Source organism: Halovenus anhuiensis (genome assembly GCF_037080055.1).
GTDB lineage: Archaea > Halobacteriota > Halobacteria > Halobacteriales > Haloarculaceae > Halovenus.
In genome coordinates, this window is sequence record NZ_JBAOJI010000002.1 from 266,246 (window position 1) to 284,684 (window position 18,439).

Sequence of the window (18,439 nt, forward strand, 5' to 3'; positions counted from 1 at the left end):
TCTAATCTCAGTGTGAAAAGAACCGTTTTATTGCACTCTCAGAGAATTTATTCAGTAAACCGTTCGTATATCTCTCGCTCAATCGTGCTCTCGCCAGGTATGCAGACTGATTATAGCCGACAGGCCAAAAAAAAACGCCCAGTCCTTGCAACGAATGTTGAACGACCAGCCGACAGACCCTGTCAGTTACGACTGTGCTGGTTCTTCGAGAGAAAACGAACGAACTGCATCGGCCACCCGTTGCGGTGCCGAATCGGTCGCCACGTGTCCGACCCCATCAAATTCGACGAGACGACTCTGTGGCACACGGTCAGCGAGAGTCTGGACAGCAGCACGCAGATGCTCGGGGCCGTGTTCACCGGTCAGAAGCAGCGTCGGACAGTCGACATCTGGCTCACTGGGGAGTTCGTACGACTCGACGGCTTCGTTCTCCCGAACCACCGTTTCGACGAGTTCGAACTGAACTTCCTCGGGCCAGATTGGGAGTTGTTCAGGGGTAACGATACCCCCCGCGTCACGGAAGAATAGCTTCATCGCGTCTCGACGCTCACCTGCGTCCAGTCGCTGTTTCATCCGAGCAGCCAAGTCGTCACCACGGTGTTCACCGACCAGCATGGCTGGTTCGTAGAGGACAAGACTGTCGAAATCCATCTCTGTCGCGGCCGCAAGTGCAACGAGGCCGCCATAAGAGTGACCGAATACGGTTGCGTCGCCTTCGATCGAATCGACTATCGCCTTGAGATCGGCTACCTCGTGTGCAAGACTGTGTGTGTCTGCGTCAGCGCTGTGGCCTCGGCCCCGTCGGTCGGGGATGATGAGCGTGAAATCGTCCGCGAGATGCGGTACCACGCCGTCCCACGCATGGTGGTCTCCGGAGGAGCCATGGAGGAGCACGAGCGGCGGTCCGTCTCCGTGTTGTTCGAAGGCGATACTGGTTCCATCGGCTGAAGTAACTGTCTTCATCGTGCGTTTCCGATTCGGCCAAGTCTCACAAGTGTGTTCCTCTCAGCTGTCCGGCTGTTTAAATACCCACCCGTACCGATGGACACCCTCACAAAATCAGATGTTTCGGCGAACGTCTGTCCCCATTGATTCACTCGTGGTATCAGGGGGCAACTTGCGCTGACCACTTCCCAGTCATTCGGACTGCCGATTTCGTTAGCTGACTATGCGCCCTATATCCTGCACGGTGCTTAGAATTTCTCTCGGATCTGGTAGGGCTACTGGCGGTCAGTTCGCACGTCTACGTACCAGCGTATTTAGCCAGTTCTACGACGAAAACAACTACCTTGTGAATAGTTCTATGACACCCTCACAGGCTCGGCTACCACAGTGATTCCCGCCAACGGCACGCTTTTTGCCGCTGGTCCGGTCCATACCGACAATGCAACTGCGCTGTCTGCACGCCAACTCCTTCGCCTTCGAGGTCCGCGATCACGACCCCGATAGCGACGGCCGCCCGGGGGCGAGCGCGGATCTCTCCGGCGCTATCGTCGTCTTCGTCGCAGTCGAGCGCGCCGATGCGGACAGATCCGTTCGCACTGCCGACGCTGCGGCCGACCGGATCACCGAGATGGCTGACCAGCTCGATGAGCACACCGTCGCTGTCGTCCCCTTCGCAGGGTTGACCGACTCCCCAGCCACGAAATCCGTCGCCAGCGAACTAGTCGACGACCTCGTTTCCCGACTCGATTTCGAGACACATACCGTTCCGCTCGGCGAACCGATCAGCTTCGAACTCGACGCCCGCGGTCATCCGTTCGCGAACCAGCACTTCGAGATCGAACCGACCGACCGACCCGACGGCGAGTGGTTCGTCATCGGGGAAGATGGCTCGTTCACCGAGGCCGACGCAGAGCGGCCGGTCCTTGACGACGGACAACTGATCGACCTGATGCCGCTTGACCGACTGGCCGACTCCGCCGATGGCGGGCCCGTGCTGTTCGACGAGAACGGGACATTCCTCCCCGAGGGGACCGTTCTTCGTGATCTCGTCGTCGAAGCAGTGGCCGACCGACTGCGGGCCGACGGCGCGTTCCCGGTCGATCAATCGGCCCGGACGGACGCAGAGACTGCCGTCGTCGGCGGCGAATCCCTGCGCTCGGTCTTCGAGACGACTGCAGACCAGCCGGGCCCCGAACTCACGACTGCCGTGTCGACCCGATCGGATGCGCTCGTCGAAGCCGACGAGCAGATTGCTCTCGTCTCGGACCTACTCGCTGATCTCTCCGTTTTCTTCGAGCCCGTCTGTCGCGTTACCGAGATGTTTCTCGACGAGCACCGCGATTGGATCGCCGCGCTCGCTGACCAGTTCGACCAACCACTGCTTCTCGAACGCCGCGCCGGGGGGAGCACACCGTTCAGACTCGACTTCGCCGTACTCGGCGAGCACGCCCGACTCGTCACTCCTGCTGTCTGGCTCGACGATAGCCGAGACTCCGATAGCACGACTCTCGTCCACTCCACACCGCTCGGCGATTCGACCCGGTTCGTCGCCGCGCTCTGCCGGACGACGGCCGCCAGCGACCGCCCCTGCCTCCCGACGTGGCTCGCGCCGATTCAGGTCCGGCTCGTCCCCATCGAACCCGACGATATCGAAACCTGCGACCGAATCGCCGAGCGACTCGAAACGAGGGGCGTGCGAGTCGATATCGACGACCGCGACGTGCCCGTCAGCGAGCGACTCGACACCGCAGACGAGGAGTGGATTCCCCACGACGCCGTCGTCGGCGAGGAAGACGGCGACAGCCTCCGCGTGACCAGTCGGGCCGAGCAGACCGAACGGGAACTCACGCCGGCGGAACTCGCAGCGCGAATCAGCGAGGAGTCAGCCGAGTGGCCCGCTGGCACTCGTCCGGTTCCGCGCCACTACAGCGACCGCCCCGCCGTGCTCCGGTGAGTGAATCGAAACGGACAAACTCACTCCTGACGAAACCCGGGCAATGTCCGTTCTGGAACGGTACGAGCCGCTCATCGACGACGTCGAGGCCTTCTACGCGGCCTGTGAGCGGCCGCTGCCCGCCGCCGTGCGGGTCAACACGATCAAGACAACCATCGAACGCGCCCGCGAGGCGCTGGCTGAGGCCGACATCGCCGCCGAACAGACCGACTGGCATCCCGGCGTCTTCGTCTTGCCGGAGGATCAGGCCGGCGGCAACTGGCCGTACGTCCACGGCTGGCTCCACGGTCAGGAAGAGGTGTCGGCCATCCCCGCCCGCGTGCTCGATCCCCAACCCGGTGAGCGCGTCTGGGACTGCTGTGCCGCACCAGGCTCGAAAACGACCCAACTCGCCGCACTCATGGAGGACACCGGCCGCCTCGTCGCGACCGACAACAACATGGGTCGGGTCTCGGCGCTGCGCTCGAACGCCGAACGACTGGGTGTGACGAACCTCGCCATCACTATCGAGGACTCTCGCAACCACTCGCTGAAACCCTTCGACGGCGAGCTATACGACCGCACGCTCGTCGACGTACCTTGCTCGTGTGAGGGCACCATCCGCAAGAATCCGGACGTGCTGGAGGAGTGGAGCTACGAACACGTCGAGGGGACTGCCGGCGTCCAGAAAGGGATTCTCCGCCGAGCGATCCAGGCCACCCGTGAAGGTGGGACGGTTGTCTACTCGACCTGTACCTTCGCGCCGGAGGAGAACGAGGCGGTGCTGGATTACGCTCTCGACGAGGAACCTTGCGAACTCGTCGAGTACGACCTTCCGCTGGATTCCCGCCCCGGCGTGACGGAGTGGCAGGACGAGAAGTATGACGACAGTGTCAGCAAGGCCAAGCGAATCTACCCGCACCACAACGACACGGGCGGCTTCTTCTGTGCGAAACTGGAGGTGACAGGATGACCGAAGAGATCAGCACGCGATTCGACCGCCTCCCCGCGACTGACGCCGAGCGGACCGTCGAACAGCGGGCGACTCGCGAGGAAGTCGTCGGCTGGTTCGACGAGCGGTTCGGAATCGGTCCCTCGGTGTTCGAGGAATACAGCTTCTGGGAGCGCGGTGCGGGCAAAATCTGGGCGTTTTACGGCGACCTGGAATCACCGGTCGACATCGAAGGACTCGGCATGACCGTCCTCCGGACTCGACAGGAACACTGGAAACCGACGCTGGAGGCGGTCCAGCGATTCGGTCACCACGCGACGAAGAACACCATTCATCTCTCCCGCGAACAGGCGACTCAGTTCATGGCTGGCGACGATCAACAAGTCGACTGGGAGGGCGACTGGGGGTATCTGATCGTCACCCACGACCTCGCGGGCGAACCGGAACCGCTCGGAGTCGGTCTGTACACCTACGACGAACTGAAATCGACGGTCCCGAAGGGGAGACGCCGGGAACTGTGACCCGCCGGATTGCGCTCGCTCCGCGTTTCCTTCACCACACGAACCGGTGTAGACAAGTGCCGACACCATCAACAGCTAGCTAATGGAGTGGGAGACCGACCGATCACTACAACTGCGGATGCTCGCCACGCTGGGGCTAATCGCAGTCCTTCCGTTGGCCTTCACGTTCACGCTAACCGCCGCGCTCAACTACGTGGTCTTGCCGATGGCGAGTGAGGGCGGGACAGCGCCACAGATTGGCTACAATCCGCTGCTCATTCTCGCTCTCACTGGAGTCGGAATCGTGCTGGCATGGCTGCAGGGCGGGAAGATGGCACTCAACTCGACGGGCGCTCGGACCGTCTCCGCCGAGGAGTACCCGGATCTGCACGCTCGCGTCCAGCGACTCGCCACGACCGCCGACAGCAAGAAGCCGACCATTGCGGTCATCGACTCCAACGCACCCAATGCCTTCGCGACCGGGGGAATCCGCGGCGGCCGCACCGTCGCGGTGACGACTGGTCTCCTCGATACCCTCGACGGCGAACAAGTCGATGCGGTGCTGGCCCACGAACTCGCGCACATCCACAACCGCGACGCGACGGTGATGTCGATCGCCTACCTGCTCCCGACACTCACGTATCTCGTCTCGAAAACGATGTTCGGCCTGCTGTCGTTTTTCAGCCGTGCGTTCATGTTCACCCCGGGCCGAAATCGGGACAACGGCGGGAAGGCGATTCTGGTCGTTCTCGCGGCGGCCGTCGTGACGATCACCGTCTCTGCGGTGTTCTGGCTGGCGAGTAACGTCCTCTTTCGGATCCTCTCGCAGTACCGCGAGTACGCGGCCGACCGCGGGTCGGCGGCGATCACGGGCGATCCGCTCGCGCTCGCCTCTGCGCTCGAAACCATCGACAGCGAGATGCAGTCGCTGCCGGACCGGGACCTCCGGGAACTCGACGGCGGCGTCGAAGCGCTCTATATCTTCTCGCTCGACATCCCGATGTTCAACGATGAAGACGACGACAGCATCGCCAACGATCTGCTGAGTCAGGAGCTATTCCCCGCGTCGCACCCGCCGACGGCCGAGCGGATCGAACGCCTGCGCAAACTCTCCGGAGAACTCGAACGCTGATCTGTCCGCTCACTTCTGCCGGACTGTCCCGCCGCCGAGCCCCTCCCACTCGACGCGGTAGCCGAGCGCGCCCAGCGCCGAACTCGCGTCGTCGATGCCCACTTCTCCGAGAATCTCTTCGACTTCCGCGAAGGACATTCCTTCCTCGATCTGGTCTGCGAGGTCGTCGAGCACCGCCGGTTCGACCAGCGTCCGGCCGAGGCGGTCGTGGTCGGGGAACGCCTTGTCTTCGATGACGGCCTCACTGACACCGTACTCCGCCGCGAGTTCACTCATCGTCACGACCGACTGCTCGGGACGGATCTCCGCTGGGAGGGCTTCGGCGGCGGCCGCAACGAGGTCGTCCTCGTACCGCTGGAGCGCGTTGCGTACGTCCTTGATGCTGACCTGTCCCGAGTAGGGAATCGCGCGGTGATCGCGGAGTTCGATCTCTTCACCCACCCCAAGGCTCTCGTCGACGGCGACGAGCATCTCCACATCTTCGACGGCGTCGAGTCGGTCGAGTTTCTTCTCGACGTACTCGGGCGTCCAGAAGCCCATGATCTCGAAGTACACGCGGAAGTCTCCGTGTTTCCAGTCGAACGCGAAATCCGGGATGACGACGTGTTCGCCCGCCTCGATTGCGTCCGGTTCCCGAACGAGGTTCCAGTCCAGATCCAGCGCCGAAAAGCGGGTCGCAAACTCACGCTCGACGTCGCTGTCGTAGGTCACCTCGGTGACCGGCTCCACGTCGGGCACGCCGAGATCCTCGTGGCTCAGTTCGAGCTGTCGATCTGTCCCGCGGTCGTCGATCGTCGCCGAGAGTTGCCAGCGCGCCGTCCCGGCGACGGTTCGCAGCAAGCGAGCGAACCGCGTCCCGTACCGTCGCGTCCGCTTGAACAGCGCGTCGGGCCCGGTGACGACGATTTCTCGGTCAGTATCTGCCACTGTTCGGCGCTCCTCTTCCGGCAGTTGCCGAATCTCGTAGACCAGCCGGAGCCGCTTGATCGCGGAGATGATCCGCTTGGGGTCGTCGCTGCGGATCCTGACCTCGCGGGCGTCGAACAGCGCGGTCTGGGCCAGCGAGAGATTGTACTGCTCGATCAGCTCCGATGGGGTCCAGCGGCGGTCGAGGCTGGTGAGCAGTTCCCGCGTTTCGCGGTCGGCGTACAGCGACCGCTCGACAGCGTCGGGGGTGGCGTCGAGTCGGTCGGCTGCCCGAGCGAGCGCCCGCTCGCGCTCGTCGTCGGTCACCACGCCGACGGCCTCGCTTTCGGTGAAGACGACCTCGCGGGTCTTTCGGGGAGCAAGCGGTGACTGTACCGCCCACGTCGCGTCGTCGTCGATCAGTTTCGCGAACCCGCGGACGAGTTTGAAATCGTCGCTCTCGGCTTCGATCTCTTCGAGTGCCGCGTCGAGCGTCTCCCGTTGCTCGCCGACGTGGCCCTGATAACAGCCGAGCACCCGACCCGCCAGCGGCTCCCGGTCCTCGTCGACGAACTCGGGGTGGTAGCCGCCGCCCCGACGCGAGACGCGCAGCAGGTCTTTCCGCAACACGGCCGGACGTTAGCGCCTCGCGATCAAAACAGTGTGGCTAGCTGTCCGCCCAGTTCGCGGTGTCGAGGACGATTGGCGCGATTGCTCGGGCGACTCGTCGAGCGCTGGCCTCCGTCTCCAGCATGGAAACGTTGCCCAGCGAGTCGTTGACCGACTTGCTCACTTCCACCGTCGCCAGTTCGTCGTCGCCGACGATGGCCTCGACTTCCGCGGTCAATCTGGTCTTGACCTCTTTCCGCGCGGTCGGTGCGAGCTGTTCGTCCGCGGGCAACAGATCGTAGGTAACCGCGTAGCCCTCCTCGTACTCCTCGATGCCGAAAAACGGCACGCCCTGCTGCTGGGCCTGTGCGTAGCCGGCCTCGACAGCCGCTTTCCCGTTGAACACCGGGATCGTGAACTCGTCTTGTCCGTCTGTCACACCACTGTGTAGTGGCTGGCGGCCTATCAACTTGTCCGGTGATCCGCTATTCCGAACCCGCGACGGCAGCGAAGCCGGTCAATTTCGGCGACGGCGGCGTAGCCGAGGCTGGCGGCAAGGACGAGAACGACCGCGCTGACCGGCGAGCCGACCCACCACAGCGCCGCAGCGACTGCGAGTCCCACGGGGACTCCGAGGCTTCCGGGTCGGGCGGTCCGCACGCGGTTCAAAAGCGCCCAACTGCCGAGTCCGGCCAGCGCACAGCCCCCGATTGCGAGCGAAAGCGCCGGCTGATCGACGAGGAATCCGCCGAAGACTGCGGCCAGGATCCCCACCCCGAACCCGAGCGCTGTCCGTTCGAGCGTCCCGACGGCCCGGCGCTTCGGCGTCTCAAACTGTTCCCCTCCCGTCTCATCGACACGCTTGTCTTGTCGGACTCGCTGGCCGGCGGTGACCGCCGTTTTGTCGCCGGTCGCTGCCGTCGACTCGCCGCCATCTGCTATCGCCGCTGACGCTTCGGACTCCTGTGTGCTCTCGGTTCCGGACCCGGAGTCGTCGAGCCACGGCGACTCGGTTTCGACGCCCGCGAACTCGACCGGCAGTCCGGCACTCATCTCGAAGGTCGGGCTGTCCTGTAGCTGGAAGTGTAGATGCGGCTCCGAGGAGTTGCCGGTGTGTCCGCAACGTCCGATCTCCTGTCCGCGGTCGACCGATTCGCCGGGTTCGACCGCAACGCTGCCGGGGACCAGATGGGCGAGACAGGAGAACTCCCCGGGTGCGTGCTGGATCGTCACGTAGTTCCCCCGGATGTCCCGCTTCAGCGGGTGTGAAACGCCGCCGCCTCGGCCGGGTTCGAGATCCGTCTCGAAGACATCGACGACGACGCCGTCGGCCGGCGCGAGGACGGGTTCGTCGTGACAGTAGTAGTTCTCGACAGCGGGGCTCGATCCCTCGGGCCGGGTCCGGCCGTCCTCGTCGGCGATGACGAAATCGTAGGCGTAGCGCTGATTGACCGGGAACCACGAGTGGGAGAACTCCCGATCCAAACTGCCGTTGACGACGGTCCACTCGCCGTCGACGGGCAGGCGATAGTCGACCGTGCGCTCGTCGCCGCGGGCGGGCAGCGACCCGCGGTGACGGACGGCCGCGACGGCCGAGCCGAGAAACTGGAAACTATCCTGCACCAGCATGAGGGGGTTCACGAACGTGAACGGGAGCATCCCGTAGAATACCGCCAACTCCCGCCGGTCGCCCATCCCGATCCAGTCGGTCGGCGCTGTCGTCTCCTCGTCGCGTGCGAGTGCCGCGTCGACGACCGGTTCGAGAAGGACCCAGAACAGGGCGAGAAAGAACAGGCTAAACACCTGGAGGAATTCCAGCGAGTCGACGACGTAGCCGGGCAATGCGAGCAGTCCGAGCAGCCAGAGTCGTGCTGGATCGGCCCTCCGAAGCCACCGCCGAAGCCGCGTTCGCCAGTCAAGTCCTGCTGTCTGATTGGTCATTACTCCATGGGTGGTGCTGTTGATAATTAGTCATTTTGCGAACTCGATTTCACAAGAATTGTTCACATGGGATAGACCCGGAACGGTCTTTGGATCGCTCGCCTAAAGACGGGTATGGATCTGGATGACGATCGATCGTCACCAGCGGCCGACGAGGTGGTCGATGCGCGCGAGGCGTTCGCGTTGCTCGGACAGGAGATCCGGCTGGATATTCTCCTCGCGCTGCTGGAAGACTGGGTGGCCGCCTACACCGAGCCGAAATCCTACGCCGAGTTGATGGACGCCGTCGGGATCGAAGACAGCGGCAAATTCAACTACCACCTCGGGAAACTGCGCGGGGTCTACGTCCGGAAGGTCGAGGACGGCTACGTGCCCACGGCGAGTGCAACTGCGCTGTATCGGGCGGTCCTCGCCACCCGTCCGACAGAGACGGTCGAACACGAGCGGACCCTCGCCGACGTGAATTGCCCGTCCTGCGGAACCCAGCCGACACTGCGGTACGAACGGGGCTTCCTCACCGTCGACTGTCCGGCCTGCGAGCGGTGGGAGGGATTCACCTATCCGTTCCCGCAGAACGGCTTCGAGCAGTACGAATCCGGACGACTGCTTCCGGCGGTCCACGACCGGGTTCGTCACGAGGTCGGATTAGCACGGACCGGCCAGTGTCCGTCCTGTGCCGGGCCGATTGCGGTCGACCCGCGAGTCGACGTGCTCGACGAGCCCGATCACTGGATCGAACTCGCCTGTGAGAGTTGTACGTTTGTCGTCGGGATCGATCTTCTTTCGGCGCTGCTTACCGACGACCGCGTCGCGGCCGCACTCCGGGAACTCGAAATCGATCCGACGGGCTACGACTGGGAGCGACCCGATGCGACCCGCACGATCCGCTCGCGTGACCCGCTCAGACTGTCGCTCACCGTCGAGGAGGCGTCTGGAACCGCCACGATTGTGGCGACCGGAAATCTCGATATCGAACGGGTTACCGTCGAGTGATGCCTGCTCTGTCGGGGGGTATCATTATAAGGTATGCACTCATTCATTAGTGGTATGACAGAGGAGACAATCCACGAGACAGAGGAAAAACGGAGTCGCCGCGGTATTTCGTCGTTCCTGCGACGGATCTCGAACCGACTCCGTCGGGGGGAACCGGTTCCGGCCGACGAGGAACAGACAGTCACCGTCGAACCGCCGGAGGAGGCCGACCTCAACGTCGAGATCGAGCGCGAAGATGGGAATATTAGTCTCGAGGTCGATGTCGAGTGGCCCGAAGAGGAAGGCGGCGAGATCGAGATGGAGGCCCAGGCGAGCAAGGCAACGTTCCTGCTGTACGAAGACGACGCCGACGAACACCGCTGGCGCCTTCGCCACGACAACGGCAACATCATCGCCAACGGCTCGGAGGGCTACGCCTCGAGACAGAAGGCCAAACAGGGCCTGGAAAGCGTCAAAGCGAACGTCGCTGGCGCGTACGTCGAGGATCTCTCGAAAGACGAACAGGAGGAATCACAGGAGGGCGGCAGCAAGGCCACCTTCGAGCTGTTCCGTGACAAGCAGGACAAATTCCGCTGGCGACTCGTCCACGACAACGGTAACATCATCGCCGACTGCGGACAGGGCTACTCCTCGAAACAGAAAGCCAAACAGGGGCTGAACTCGGTCAAATCGAACGCGCCGGGCGCACCCGTCGAAACCGAAGCGTAGGACCGCCCGCTGTTTTGAGTCGACAGTTCTATAACGGACTTTGTCTTAGATCCGATAGAGAAAATGCTCGACAAAGTCAGTCCGAAAGTGAGCGCAGCACTGTCGTTCCCGGCGATGGTGATCGTGTCGCTGCCCTTCGCGTACATCACGGGCGCGTTCTCGATCATCCTGTCGGATCAGATCTTCGCACCGGGCGGCTACCCGACGACAGCGATTGGCTACGGCGTCGGGATCACCGTCGGCCTGCTGTTTGCGTTCTGGGCCAGCTACGGCATGTACAACCTCGCCTCAGAGGTCCACGACGAGGCCGGCGAGGAGATGCCGACGGCATAAAACAGCAGACAGCCGGGTCCGCACCCGACCATCGGAGAGCCGATGTCAGAGACAGCGGGGCTCCGCTCGCCCCGATTTTTCTTTCGACGAGGACGATGATAAGGACCACCTCGCGTTTCTGTAGCTGAAACGCTTACTCCTCTGCAAGCACCTCGTTCCCGAACGCCGTCAGCGCCGGCTTTGGATCGCGGCCGCTCAGACCGACGATCACGTGATCGACGCCCAACTGCGCTATTCGCTCGAAATACTCACTGAACCACTCGATACCGGCCCGGTATCCCTGATGGATCGGCTCGGGATCGGCCGTCGGATCGTCCGCGAGTTCGGCCTGCAGCGCCATCGCGAACGGCTTTTCGCCGCCGGCATCCCGCCAGTCACCGAGAAACGACGCCAGCGTCTCGTCGGGAAGATGATAGAACAGCCAGCCATCGCCGTGTTCACCGATCCAGTCGAGGTCCTGTCTGGCGTGGCCGGTCGGGAGCAGCGGAATCTCTCCCGTCGGCTTGGGGACGAGATCGACGTCGCCGTCGAGACGGCCCCACGGCCCGTCGAGCGCCGGGAATTCTTCGGTCCACAGGCTGCGCAGCCAGCGGACGCTCTCTCGGAACAGTTCCCCACGCTCCGCTGCGTCGATCCCGAAGGCGTCGTACTCCGGGTCGCGGTCGCCCGTCGCGACGCCCATGACGAGTCGACCCTCCGAGAGACGATCGATCGTCGCCGCACTCTTCGCGACGTGGATCGGATGCCGCAACGGCAAGACGACACTCGCGGTTCCGAGCGCGATGTCGTCGGTTCTGGCGGCGACAGTCGCCAGCCACGGCCAGGTATCGAACGTCTGGCCAGCGTCGCCGAATTTCGGCCAGTACAGCGGCACGTCCCGCGCCCACAGCGCGTCGAAACCGACGGACTCGGCGTGGACCGCGAGTTCGAGTTCCCGGCTGATCGAGGGCCGAGACGTTCGGGCGTCCGTGAGTGGGAAGCCGACACCGACCGTGAGTCGGTCGGTCTCGAACAGCGTCTGACCGCCCGAATCGGGGCTGTGCTGAGACACGTCTGTTGTTCGGGTCCGGACGCTCAAGTGGCCACCGCTGTCGGCAGTCTCGCGCCGGGAAGAGCCATCAGCTATCCCCCAGATGCGTACGTTTATGACGCTCTCGCTGCGAGAAGAACGCATGAACCGACGGACGTTCATCGCTTCGGGGCTGTGTGGGGTGGCGGGGGCGCTCGCGGGTTGTCTGGACACCGACGACGAAGACGGCTCCGAGGATGGACCGTCCGCGTCGGGTGATCATCGGGACGTAGAGGTCGAGGCGGAGAATCTCACGCGCGAGGCCGACAACCGAATCGTCGAAAACGGGCAGGTTTCGGTCATCCTCAAGGTGAAAAATGTCGGCACCGAACCCGAATACGCGGACGTTTCCTTACAGATGCGCGACCGCGAGGGGGCGGATCTCGGCTCGGTATACACCAGACAGTACGGCCCGATTGCACCCGACGATATCGCCGAACTGCGTTTCGATGTCGGAGAGGCTGAAGACCAGATCGGCGGCTACAGACTCGTCGTTCGCAGCGGGGACCCGCCCGACGACGACACTGACAACTCCTCGACGGAGTGAGTTCGACCCGGACCGAAACCGGTAATTAGGAGCCGTTCGGCTGGGCGGATATGCGAGTGGTGGTGAACGCGGCGACAAGTGCAGACGGCAAACTCTCCTCGCGCGAGCGCGAGCAGATCGCTATCAGCAACGCGGCGGATTTCGAGCGGGTCGACCGACTCCGCGCCGACAGCGACGCGGTGATGGTCGGCGTTGGGACGGTGCTCGCGGACGATCCCTCGCTGACACTGGACGACGAGGAACTGATCGCCGACCGGACCGACCGCGGCGACTCGCCGCAACCGGCCCGCGTCGTCGCGGATTCGCGGATTCGAACCCCGCCGGACGCTGCCGTCCTCGACGACGATGCCGAGAGCTATCTACTGGTCAGCGAGGCGGCCCCGGCCGATTTCGTCGCACAGATGGAAGAATCCGGCGCGACAGTGATTCAGGCCGGTCAGTCTCGCGTCGACCTCGCGGCCGCGTTCGACGACCTCGCCGACCACGGCGTCGACCAACTGATGGTCGAGGGCGGCGGTGAGATCATTTATTCGCTGTTCGAGGCCGATCTCGTCGATCGCCTCTCCGTGTTTGTCGGCCCGATGATCGTCGGCGGTCGAGACGCTCCGACGCTGGCCGACGGCGACGGCTTCACCGAGGATTTTCCGGCGCTGTCGCTCGAAGATATCGAGCAACTCGGTGAGGGGGTTGTCCTCACGTATACAGTCGAGTAACTAGGTTCGCAGTCGCCTGTTCAGTGCTCGTGACCGACCATGTCGGCGAAGGACTGGCCGAATCGCTCCTCGAACAGTTCCATCGTCTTCTCCTCGGCGGCCTCGACATCCTCGCCGACATCCTCCTGCGTGTGGTGGATGATGCCGTGGATCTGCTGGGCGACGCCGAGCAGCGCCAGATCGCCTAGCACTGTCGGAACGCCTTCGTCGCTCTCGTTGAGCAGCTCGATTGCGTCGACCGGAATCTCCAGTTCGTCTTCGTCCTCGTCGGTCTCGATGGTAACGGTGACTGTTTCGGTTGCCATACATTCGATAGGGAGTGGCGGACATAAACATCTCCGGATCGATTCCCAGACTCTGGCGTCGGAGGCGCTATCTGTCCTCCCAGTTGGGGTTCGAATTGTTCTCTTTCTGTATCGCCTTCCGTCCATTATGTTTCCGGATAAGACAACTAACAACCGTAGAATGCACGCTTCTTTGTCAGTTTGTCTGATCGTGGGCCGTAAGATTGAACACCGCAACCACCGACCACCAGATATGGCACGCGAGTACACCATGGATCGGCGAGCGTACCTCACGACGGTCGGTGCCGCGGGAGCGACCGCGATGCTAGCTGGCTGTACGCAGGAAGGTACCGGCGGCTCCGATTCGGAAACGCTAGTTCCCGGCACTGCCCCCGGATTCGCACCGTTCGAGTTCAAAGAGGGCGGCGAACTGACCGGCTTCGACATCGACCTCCTCGACGCCGTCGCCGAGGAGGCCGGCTACGAACTCGCCGAGTGGACTGAACTCGACTTCGAGACACTCATTCCGTCGCTGACCGAGGGCGATATCGACATCATCGCTGCAGGCATGACGATCACCGACGAACGAGCCGAGCAGATCGCCTTCTCTGATCCGTACTTCGAGTCAAACCAGTCGGTTCTCGTTCAGGAAGGCGGCAGCTTCCAGCCCGGGTCGGAGAGCGATCTGTCGGGCAACCGCGTCGGCGCACAGTCGGGAACGACCGGCGAGGGGGAGGTCGAACGGATGATCGAGGAGGGGACGCTCAGCGGTGACAACTTCCGGCAGTTCGAGAACTACCCACTCGCGATCGACGCACTCGAAAGCGGCGATGTCGCCGCCGTCGTCGCAGACGTTCCGGTGGCCGAGAACTTCGCTGGCTCCCGCGACGTGGAGATTGCCTTCACGATCCAGACGAACGAGAACTTCGGGTTCGGGATGCGACAGGACGACGACCGGATCGAAGACATCAACGACGGGTTGAGTGCAGTCCAGGAAGGCAGCACCTACGACGACCTCGTCAGCGAGTACTTCGGCTAAGTAGCGATGGATCCGATCGTCCTGCAGGGAAGCGACTGGGCGTTCATTCTCTCGAACTGGGACCAGCTACTGCTGGGGACTGCCGTAACGATTCTGCTGACGATCTCCAGTCTCCTCGTCGGCTTTCTGGCCGGATTTCCGGCCGGCGCAGCCGAGGTGTACGCCCCTGGCTGGCTCCGAACGCCCGTGAACACTGCGGGCGTGATCCTCCGCGGCACGCCGATCGTCGTGTTGATCTTCCTGTTTTTCTTTCTGCTGCCGATCCCGCAACTCGGGACGTTCATCATCATCGATGCCAAGGTGAAGGCCTTCGTCGTCGCCACGATCGCACTCGGCTTGCGGTCGGCGGCGTATCAGGCGCAGGTGTTCCGCGGCGCGATCCAGTCGATCGACGAGGGACAGATGGAGGCCGCCCGCTCGATCGGACTCACGAAGATCGGAGCGATCCGTCACGTGATCTTTCCGCAGGCGGTTCGGCGCTCTGTCCCCGGGTTTCAAAACGAGTTCACGATTGTCCTGAAGGATACGAGCATCGCTTTCGCGATCGGACTGGCCGAACTGCTCACCCGGTCCGAACAGCTCTATCTCCAGCCCGGTCACGATTCGGCAGTGACCGAGGTGATCATTACGATCTCAGTCATCTACTTCGTGCTCACTTTCACGACGAACCGCGCGCTCGACGCGCTCGAAGACAGATACGCGATTCCAGAGGGATCAGCATGAGTCTGTTAGACGTTGATTCTGTATACAAATCCTACGACGAAGAGGAGGTACTGCAAAACGTCAGCTTCGCGCTCGACCAGCAAGATGTCGAAGTGATCGTCGGCCCGAGTGGGTCGGGGAAATCGACGATGCTCCGCTGCGTGAATCGGCTGACAGAAATCGACGACGGGACCATCTCTCTCAACGGCGAGGACATCCACGACCTCGACGAGAACGAACTCCGGCGACGGGTCGGGATGGTGTTTCAGGACTCGAATCTCTTCGCTCACCTGAGTGCCCGCAAGAACATCACGCTCGGACTCCGCGAGGTGCTCGGCGTCCCCGCCGAGGAGGCCCGCGAGCAGGCGATGGAGTACCTCGAACAGGTCGGCCTCGCAGCGCAGGCCGACTCCTACCCTGCGGAACTGTCCGGCGGACAGAAACAGCGGGTCGGCATCGCCCGCGCCCTGGCGATGGAGCCCGAACTCATCCTCTTCGACGAGCCGACCTCTGCGCTTGATCCGGAACTGATCGGCGAGGTGCTGACGGTGATGCGTGACCTCGCCGAGAAGGGAATGACGATGCTCGTCGTGACCCACGAGATGGACTTCGCCCGGTCGGTTGCCTCCCGAATCATGTTCCTCGACGAGGGACAGATCGTCGAACGCGGTCAGCCAGAACAGCTCTTCGAGAACCCCCGCGAGGAACGAACGAGACAGTTCCTCGGCGAAATCGCCGAGATCTACTGATGGCGAGCACTGTCGAGACGCGCGGCACGGCGGTCGGTCGTGTTTCCGGGTCGGGACGGCTCCTCGTCGCCCTGCTCGGGGGGCTGTTCTGGTTGTGGCTGCTCGCCCGGTGGGCGTATCACAACACGCTGCTCGACTGGCTGTTCAGTACGCTCGGCTTTCCCGATCTGATCCAGTCCGAACTGGGGATTCGACGGCGCGAGCCGTGGATCCCGGCGGAGCCGTTCCAGTCGGCCGCGGACGCGATCGGGGGGCCGATCGGTGGCGTCTTCGAACTGGCGGCCTTTGCGACGACGACCGGCCCGGAACTCGCTGCCGGCGCGTTCATCACCGTCTACATGACGATTCTCGGTATGTTGTTCGGCCTCGTGATCGCAGTCCCGCTCTCGGTTGCACGGGTCTACGGCGACCGCCTCGCACGCACGGCCTCACTCGTGTACACGGAGCTGATCCGCGGGACGCCGCTGCTCGCACAGCTGTTTTTCTGGTTTTTCGCACTGCCGCTGGCCGGCTATTTCGAGGCCATCGGCTTCGTCGGCCGCGACGGAATCCCCCGGGCGGCGGTGATGGTCGCCATCGTCGCCTTCACGATCAACTCCTCGGCGTATCAGGCGGAGTATATCCGATCGGCGCTGGAGTCGGTCGAGGAGGGCCAACTCACCGCCGCCCGGTCGGTCGGCCTGACCAAACGACAGGCGATCCGTCACGTCATTCTGCCGCAAGGACTCCGGTACGCGATTCCGGGCTGGACGAACGAGTTCGTCTATCTGGTCAAATACTCCTCGCTGGCCGCCTTCATTACTGTCCCCGAACTGTTCCGGCGGGCGCGGAACGTCGCCTCGGATACGTTCCTCTACGAAGAGATCTACATCGTCGTCGGCGTCTTCTATCTCCTACTCGTACTGACGATTGCACTGGCGATGGGGGCGCTCGAAAAACGCGTTGCCCTTCCAGGCGTCGGCAAATCAGCAGATCAAAACTAACGTCGATCAGTCGTCGCCCGCCGCTTGCGTCTCTGCCGCGGCCGTCTCCGCTTCGGGGAGATCTTCGAGATAGTCGTCGATATCGAGTGCCGCTTTCGTCCCCATCCCACCGGCGGTGACCGCCTGCTGGTAGTGATGATCGACCACGTCGCCGGCGGCGAAGATGCCCTCGACGGCCGTCTTCGTCTGACCGCCGCCGTCGCCGCCTTTCGTCTCGACGTAGCCAGTCTCGTCGAGTTCGACGCCCGTGTCTTCGAGATACTCGGTGTTCGGCGTGTGGCCGATGGCGATGAAGACCGCGCCCACGTCGAGGTCGACCTGTTCGGTGTCCTCGTCGTCGAGATTCTCCGACGGATACCCCTCCTCGTTGCGGGCGAGGGTGACGTGATCGACGCCGTCTTCCTCGGAGCCGTGGACCTCCAGCAGTTCGGTGTTGCGCATGATCTCGATGTCGCCCTCTTCGACCTGTTCCTGCACCCGGTCGACCCAGTACTGCTCGGCGCGGAAGTTCTCGCGGCGGTGGGCGATGTAGACGGTGTCGGCGAACTTCGTCAGGAAGCTTGCTTCCTCCATCGCGGCGTCGCCGCCGCCGACGACGAGCATATCCTCGCCGCGGAAGAAGGCACCGTCACAGGTGGCACACGTCGAGACGCCGTAGCCCATGAGTTCGTCCTCGCCGGGCACGCCCAGCGTCCGGGCGCTGGCACCCGAGGCGGCGAGGAAGGCATCCGCGGTGTAGACATCGCCGTTGGTCAGTTCGACACGGATCTGGCCGTCGTCCTGTCGCTGCACGTCCTCGACGACGCCGTGAGCGAGGTCGGCCCCGAACTGGCTGGCCTGGTCTTTCATCCGCTGGATGAGTTCCGTGCCGCCGATGCCGTCCGGAAAGCCCGGATAATTGGCGACATCGGTCGTCAACGTGAGTTGCCCGCCGGGTTCGTCCCCTTCGAGAACGAGCGGATCGTTGTTGGCACGGCCCGCATAAATTGCGGCCGACAATCCTGCAATTCCCGTCCCAGCGATGATCAACCGCCGGTGTTCGACTGGCTCTGTTGTCATACCCGAAAATACGGTAACCGACCGTTTGTAGGTTGCGCTGTTGTGACTGTACTGTGCCAGACCGCTTATAGGACGAACAGCCCGGCAGTCCCGGCGAGTCCGCAGACGACTCCGACCGCCCCCAGCACGCGGCCGCCCAGTCCGTCAGCCAGCGGATCGAGGTCGACGGCAATCGCTACTGCGAGGACGGCCAACAGCCCTCCAGCCGCGACTTGCACTATCGCAGACGGGCGCGTAAATCCGTCGGCGAGAAAGATCGGCATCGCGGCGAACAACACTCCGACCAGTGCGTAACCACCGACAGCGAGCCACTTGTTCATATGCAGTGGGCTCTTGGCACCC

The 18,439-nt window shown here is 63.2% G+C and carries 21 protein-coding genes; 13 read left to right on the top strand and 8 right to left on the bottom strand.

Annotated features, from left to right (window positions below; translation table 11 throughout):
• Positions 1 to 186: 186 nt before the first annotated feature.
• Entirely contained in the window at positions 187 to 963 is a 777-nt protein-coding gene (locus V8P86_RS07195) for an alpha/beta fold hydrolase (RefSeq protein WP_336326572.1), read from the bottom strand.
• A 421-nt stretch (positions 964 to 1,384) separates the two neighbouring features.
• On the opposite strand from V8P86_RS07195, the gene V8P86_RS07200 reads away from it, so the two are divergent.
• The 4 genes from V8P86_RS07200 to V8P86_RS07215 all read left to right on the top strand — a co-directional run bounded on the left by V8P86_RS07200 (position 1,385) and on the right by V8P86_RS07215 (position 5,462).
• The gene (locus V8P86_RS07200) at positions 1,385 to 2,899 is read left to right on the top strand and encodes a threonyl-tRNA synthetase editing domain-containing protein (protein WP_336326573.1); all 1,515 of its coding nucleotides are present in this window, start codon (positions 1,385 to 1,387) and stop codon (positions 2,897 to 2,899) included.
• A 43-nt stretch (positions 2,900 to 2,942) separates the two neighbouring features.
• The gene (locus tag V8P86_RS07205) at positions 2,943 to 3,851 is read left to right on the top strand and encodes an RsmB/NOP family class I SAM-dependent RNA methyltransferase (protein WP_336326574.1); all 909 of its coding nucleotides are present in this window, start codon (positions 2,943 to 2,945) and stop codon (positions 3,849 to 3,851) included.
• Positions 3,848 to 4,351, top strand: coding sequence for a DUF7122 family protein (locus V8P86_RS07210; RefSeq protein ID WP_336326575.1), 504 nt, complete (start codon positions 3,848 to 3,850; stop codon positions 4,349 to 4,351). The genes V8P86_RS07205 and V8P86_RS07210 overlap by 4 nt, the downstream gene beginning before the upstream one ends.
• Positions 4,352 to 4,433: 82 nt before the next feature.
• Complete coding sequence (locus V8P86_RS07215; protein WP_336326576.1) at positions 4,434 to 5,462, top strand: M48 family metalloprotease; 1,029 nt, start codon at positions 4,434 to 4,436, stop codon at positions 5,460 to 5,462.
• A 9-nt stretch (positions 5,463 to 5,471) separates the two neighbouring features.
• Here V8P86_RS07215 and V8P86_RS07220 read toward each other — a convergent pair whose 3' ends face one another.
• From V8P86_RS07220 to V8P86_RS07230, 3 genes are read right to left on the bottom strand one after another with little or no spacing between them, the layout of a single operon-like run.
• Positions 5,472 to 6,998, bottom strand: a complete 1,527-nt coding sequence (locus V8P86_RS07220; protein WP_336326577.1) for a DUF790 family protein — start codon at positions 6,996 to 6,998, stop codon at positions 5,472 to 5,474.
• A 37-nt stretch (positions 6,999 to 7,035) separates the two neighbouring features.
• Entirely contained in the window at positions 7,036 to 7,416 is a 381-nt protein-coding gene (locus V8P86_RS07225) for a hypothetical protein (RefSeq protein WP_336326578.1), read from the bottom strand.
• 26 nt (positions 7,417 to 7,442) lie between these two features.
• Positions 7,443 to 8,918 carry a M23 family metallopeptidase gene (locus tag V8P86_RS07230; RefSeq protein WP_336326579.1) on the bottom strand — a complete coding sequence of 492 codons (1,476 nt, stop codon included), beginning with the start codon at positions 8,916 to 8,918 and terminating at the stop codon, positions 7,443 to 7,445.
• Between the two features lie 114 nt (positions 8,919 to 9,032).
• On the opposite strand from V8P86_RS07230, the gene V8P86_RS07235 reads away from it, so the two are divergent.
• The 3 genes from V8P86_RS07235 (at position 9,033) to V8P86_RS07245 (ending at position 10,952) form a co-directional block, all read left to right on the top strand.
• The gene (locus V8P86_RS07235; RefSeq protein WP_336326580.1) at positions 9,033 to 9,911 is read left to right on the top strand and encodes a winged helix-turn-helix domain-containing protein; all 879 of its coding nucleotides are present in this window, start codon (positions 9,033 to 9,035) and stop codon (positions 9,909 to 9,911) included.
• A gap of 54 nt (positions 9,912 to 9,965) precedes the next feature.
• Positions 9,966 to 10,619, top strand: a complete 654-nt coding sequence (locus tag V8P86_RS07240) for an HVO_2922 family protein (protein WP_336326581.1) — start codon at positions 9,966 to 9,968, stop codon at positions 10,617 to 10,619.
• 63 nt (positions 10,620 to 10,682) lie between these two features.
• Positions 10,683 to 10,952, top strand: a complete 270-nt coding sequence (locus V8P86_RS07245; RefSeq protein ID WP_336326582.1) for a hypothetical protein — start codon at positions 10,683 to 10,685, stop codon at positions 10,950 to 10,952.
• Between the two features lie 133 nt (positions 10,953 to 11,085).
• On the opposite strand, the gene V8P86_RS07250 is transcribed toward V8P86_RS07245, so the two are convergent.
• On the bottom strand, positions 11,086 to 12,003 hold the full coding sequence (locus tag V8P86_RS07250) for a TIGR03571 family LLM class oxidoreductase (RefSeq protein WP_336326583.1): 918 nt from the start codon (positions 12,001 to 12,003) through the stop codon (positions 11,086 to 11,088).
• A gap of 121 nt (positions 12,004 to 12,124) precedes the next feature.
• Between V8P86_RS07250 and V8P86_RS07255 the strand changes: the two genes are divergently transcribed.
• Positions 12,125 to 12,568 (top strand): hypothetical protein, encoded by a 444-nt coding sequence (locus V8P86_RS07255; RefSeq protein WP_336326584.1) that lies wholly within the window; start codon positions 12,125 to 12,127, stop codon positions 12,566 to 12,568.
• Between the two features lie 50 nt (positions 12,569 to 12,618).
• Entirely contained in the window at positions 12,619 to 13,281 is a 663-nt protein-coding gene (locus V8P86_RS07260; protein WP_336326585.1) for a 2,5-diamino-6-(ribosylamino)-4(3H)-pyrimidinone 5'-phosphate reductase, read from the top strand.
• Positions 13,282 to 13,301: 20 nt separating this feature from the next.
• Here the strand turns inward: V8P86_RS07260 and V8P86_RS07265 are convergent, their stop codons facing one another.
• Positions 13,302 to 13,586: a DUF7545 family protein gene (locus V8P86_RS07265; RefSeq protein WP_336326586.1), complete on the bottom strand. Its 285-nt coding sequence runs from the start codon at positions 13,584 to 13,586 to the stop codon at positions 13,302 to 13,304.
• A gap of 232 nt (positions 13,587 to 13,818) precedes the next feature.
• Between V8P86_RS07265 and V8P86_RS07270 the strand changes: the two genes are divergently transcribed.
• Genes V8P86_RS07270 through V8P86_RS07285 form a run of 4 tightly spaced genes read left to right on the top strand, consistent with a single transcriptional unit; the run spans position 13,819 to position 17,038 of the window.
• Positions 13,819 to 14,604, top strand: a complete 786-nt coding sequence (locus tag V8P86_RS07270) for a transporter substrate-binding domain-containing protein (RefSeq protein ID WP_336326587.1) — start codon at positions 13,819 to 13,821, stop codon at positions 14,602 to 14,604.
• 6 nt (positions 14,605 to 14,610) lie between these two features.
• On the top strand, positions 14,611 to 15,327 hold the full coding sequence (locus V8P86_RS07275) for an amino acid ABC transporter permease (RefSeq protein WP_336326588.1): 717 nt from the start codon (positions 14,611 to 14,613) through the stop codon (positions 15,325 to 15,327).
• The gene (locus V8P86_RS07280) at positions 15,318 to 16,055 is read left to right on the top strand and encodes an amino acid ABC transporter ATP-binding protein (RefSeq protein ID WP_336326863.1); all 738 of its coding nucleotides are present in this window, start codon (positions 15,318 to 15,320) and stop codon (positions 16,053 to 16,055) included. The genes V8P86_RS07275 and V8P86_RS07280 overlap by 10 nt, the downstream gene beginning before the upstream one ends.
• Complete coding sequence (locus tag V8P86_RS07285) at positions 16,055 to 17,038, top strand: amino acid ABC transporter permease (RefSeq protein ID WP_336326589.1); 984 nt, start codon at positions 16,055 to 16,057, stop codon at positions 17,036 to 17,038. Before V8P86_RS07280 ends, V8P86_RS07285 begins: the two co-directional genes overlap by 1 nt.
• 6 nt (positions 17,039 to 17,044) lie before the next feature.
• On the opposite strand, the gene V8P86_RS07290 is transcribed toward V8P86_RS07285, so the two are convergent.
• Together V8P86_RS07290 and V8P86_RS07295 are read right to left on the bottom strand one after the other, a co-directional pair.
• Positions 17,045 to 18,097 (bottom strand): NAD(P)/FAD-dependent oxidoreductase, encoded by a 1,053-nt coding sequence (locus V8P86_RS07290; protein ID WP_336326590.1) that lies wholly within the window; start codon positions 18,095 to 18,097, stop codon positions 17,045 to 17,047.
• A 65-nt stretch (positions 18,098 to 18,162) separates the two neighbouring features.
• The gene (locus V8P86_RS07295; protein ID WP_336326591.1) at positions 18,163 to 18,417 is read right to left on the bottom strand and encodes a hypothetical protein; all 255 of its coding nucleotides are present in this window, start codon (positions 18,415 to 18,417) and stop codon (positions 18,163 to 18,165) included.
• Between the last annotated feature and the right edge of the window lie 22 nt (positions 18,418 to 18,439).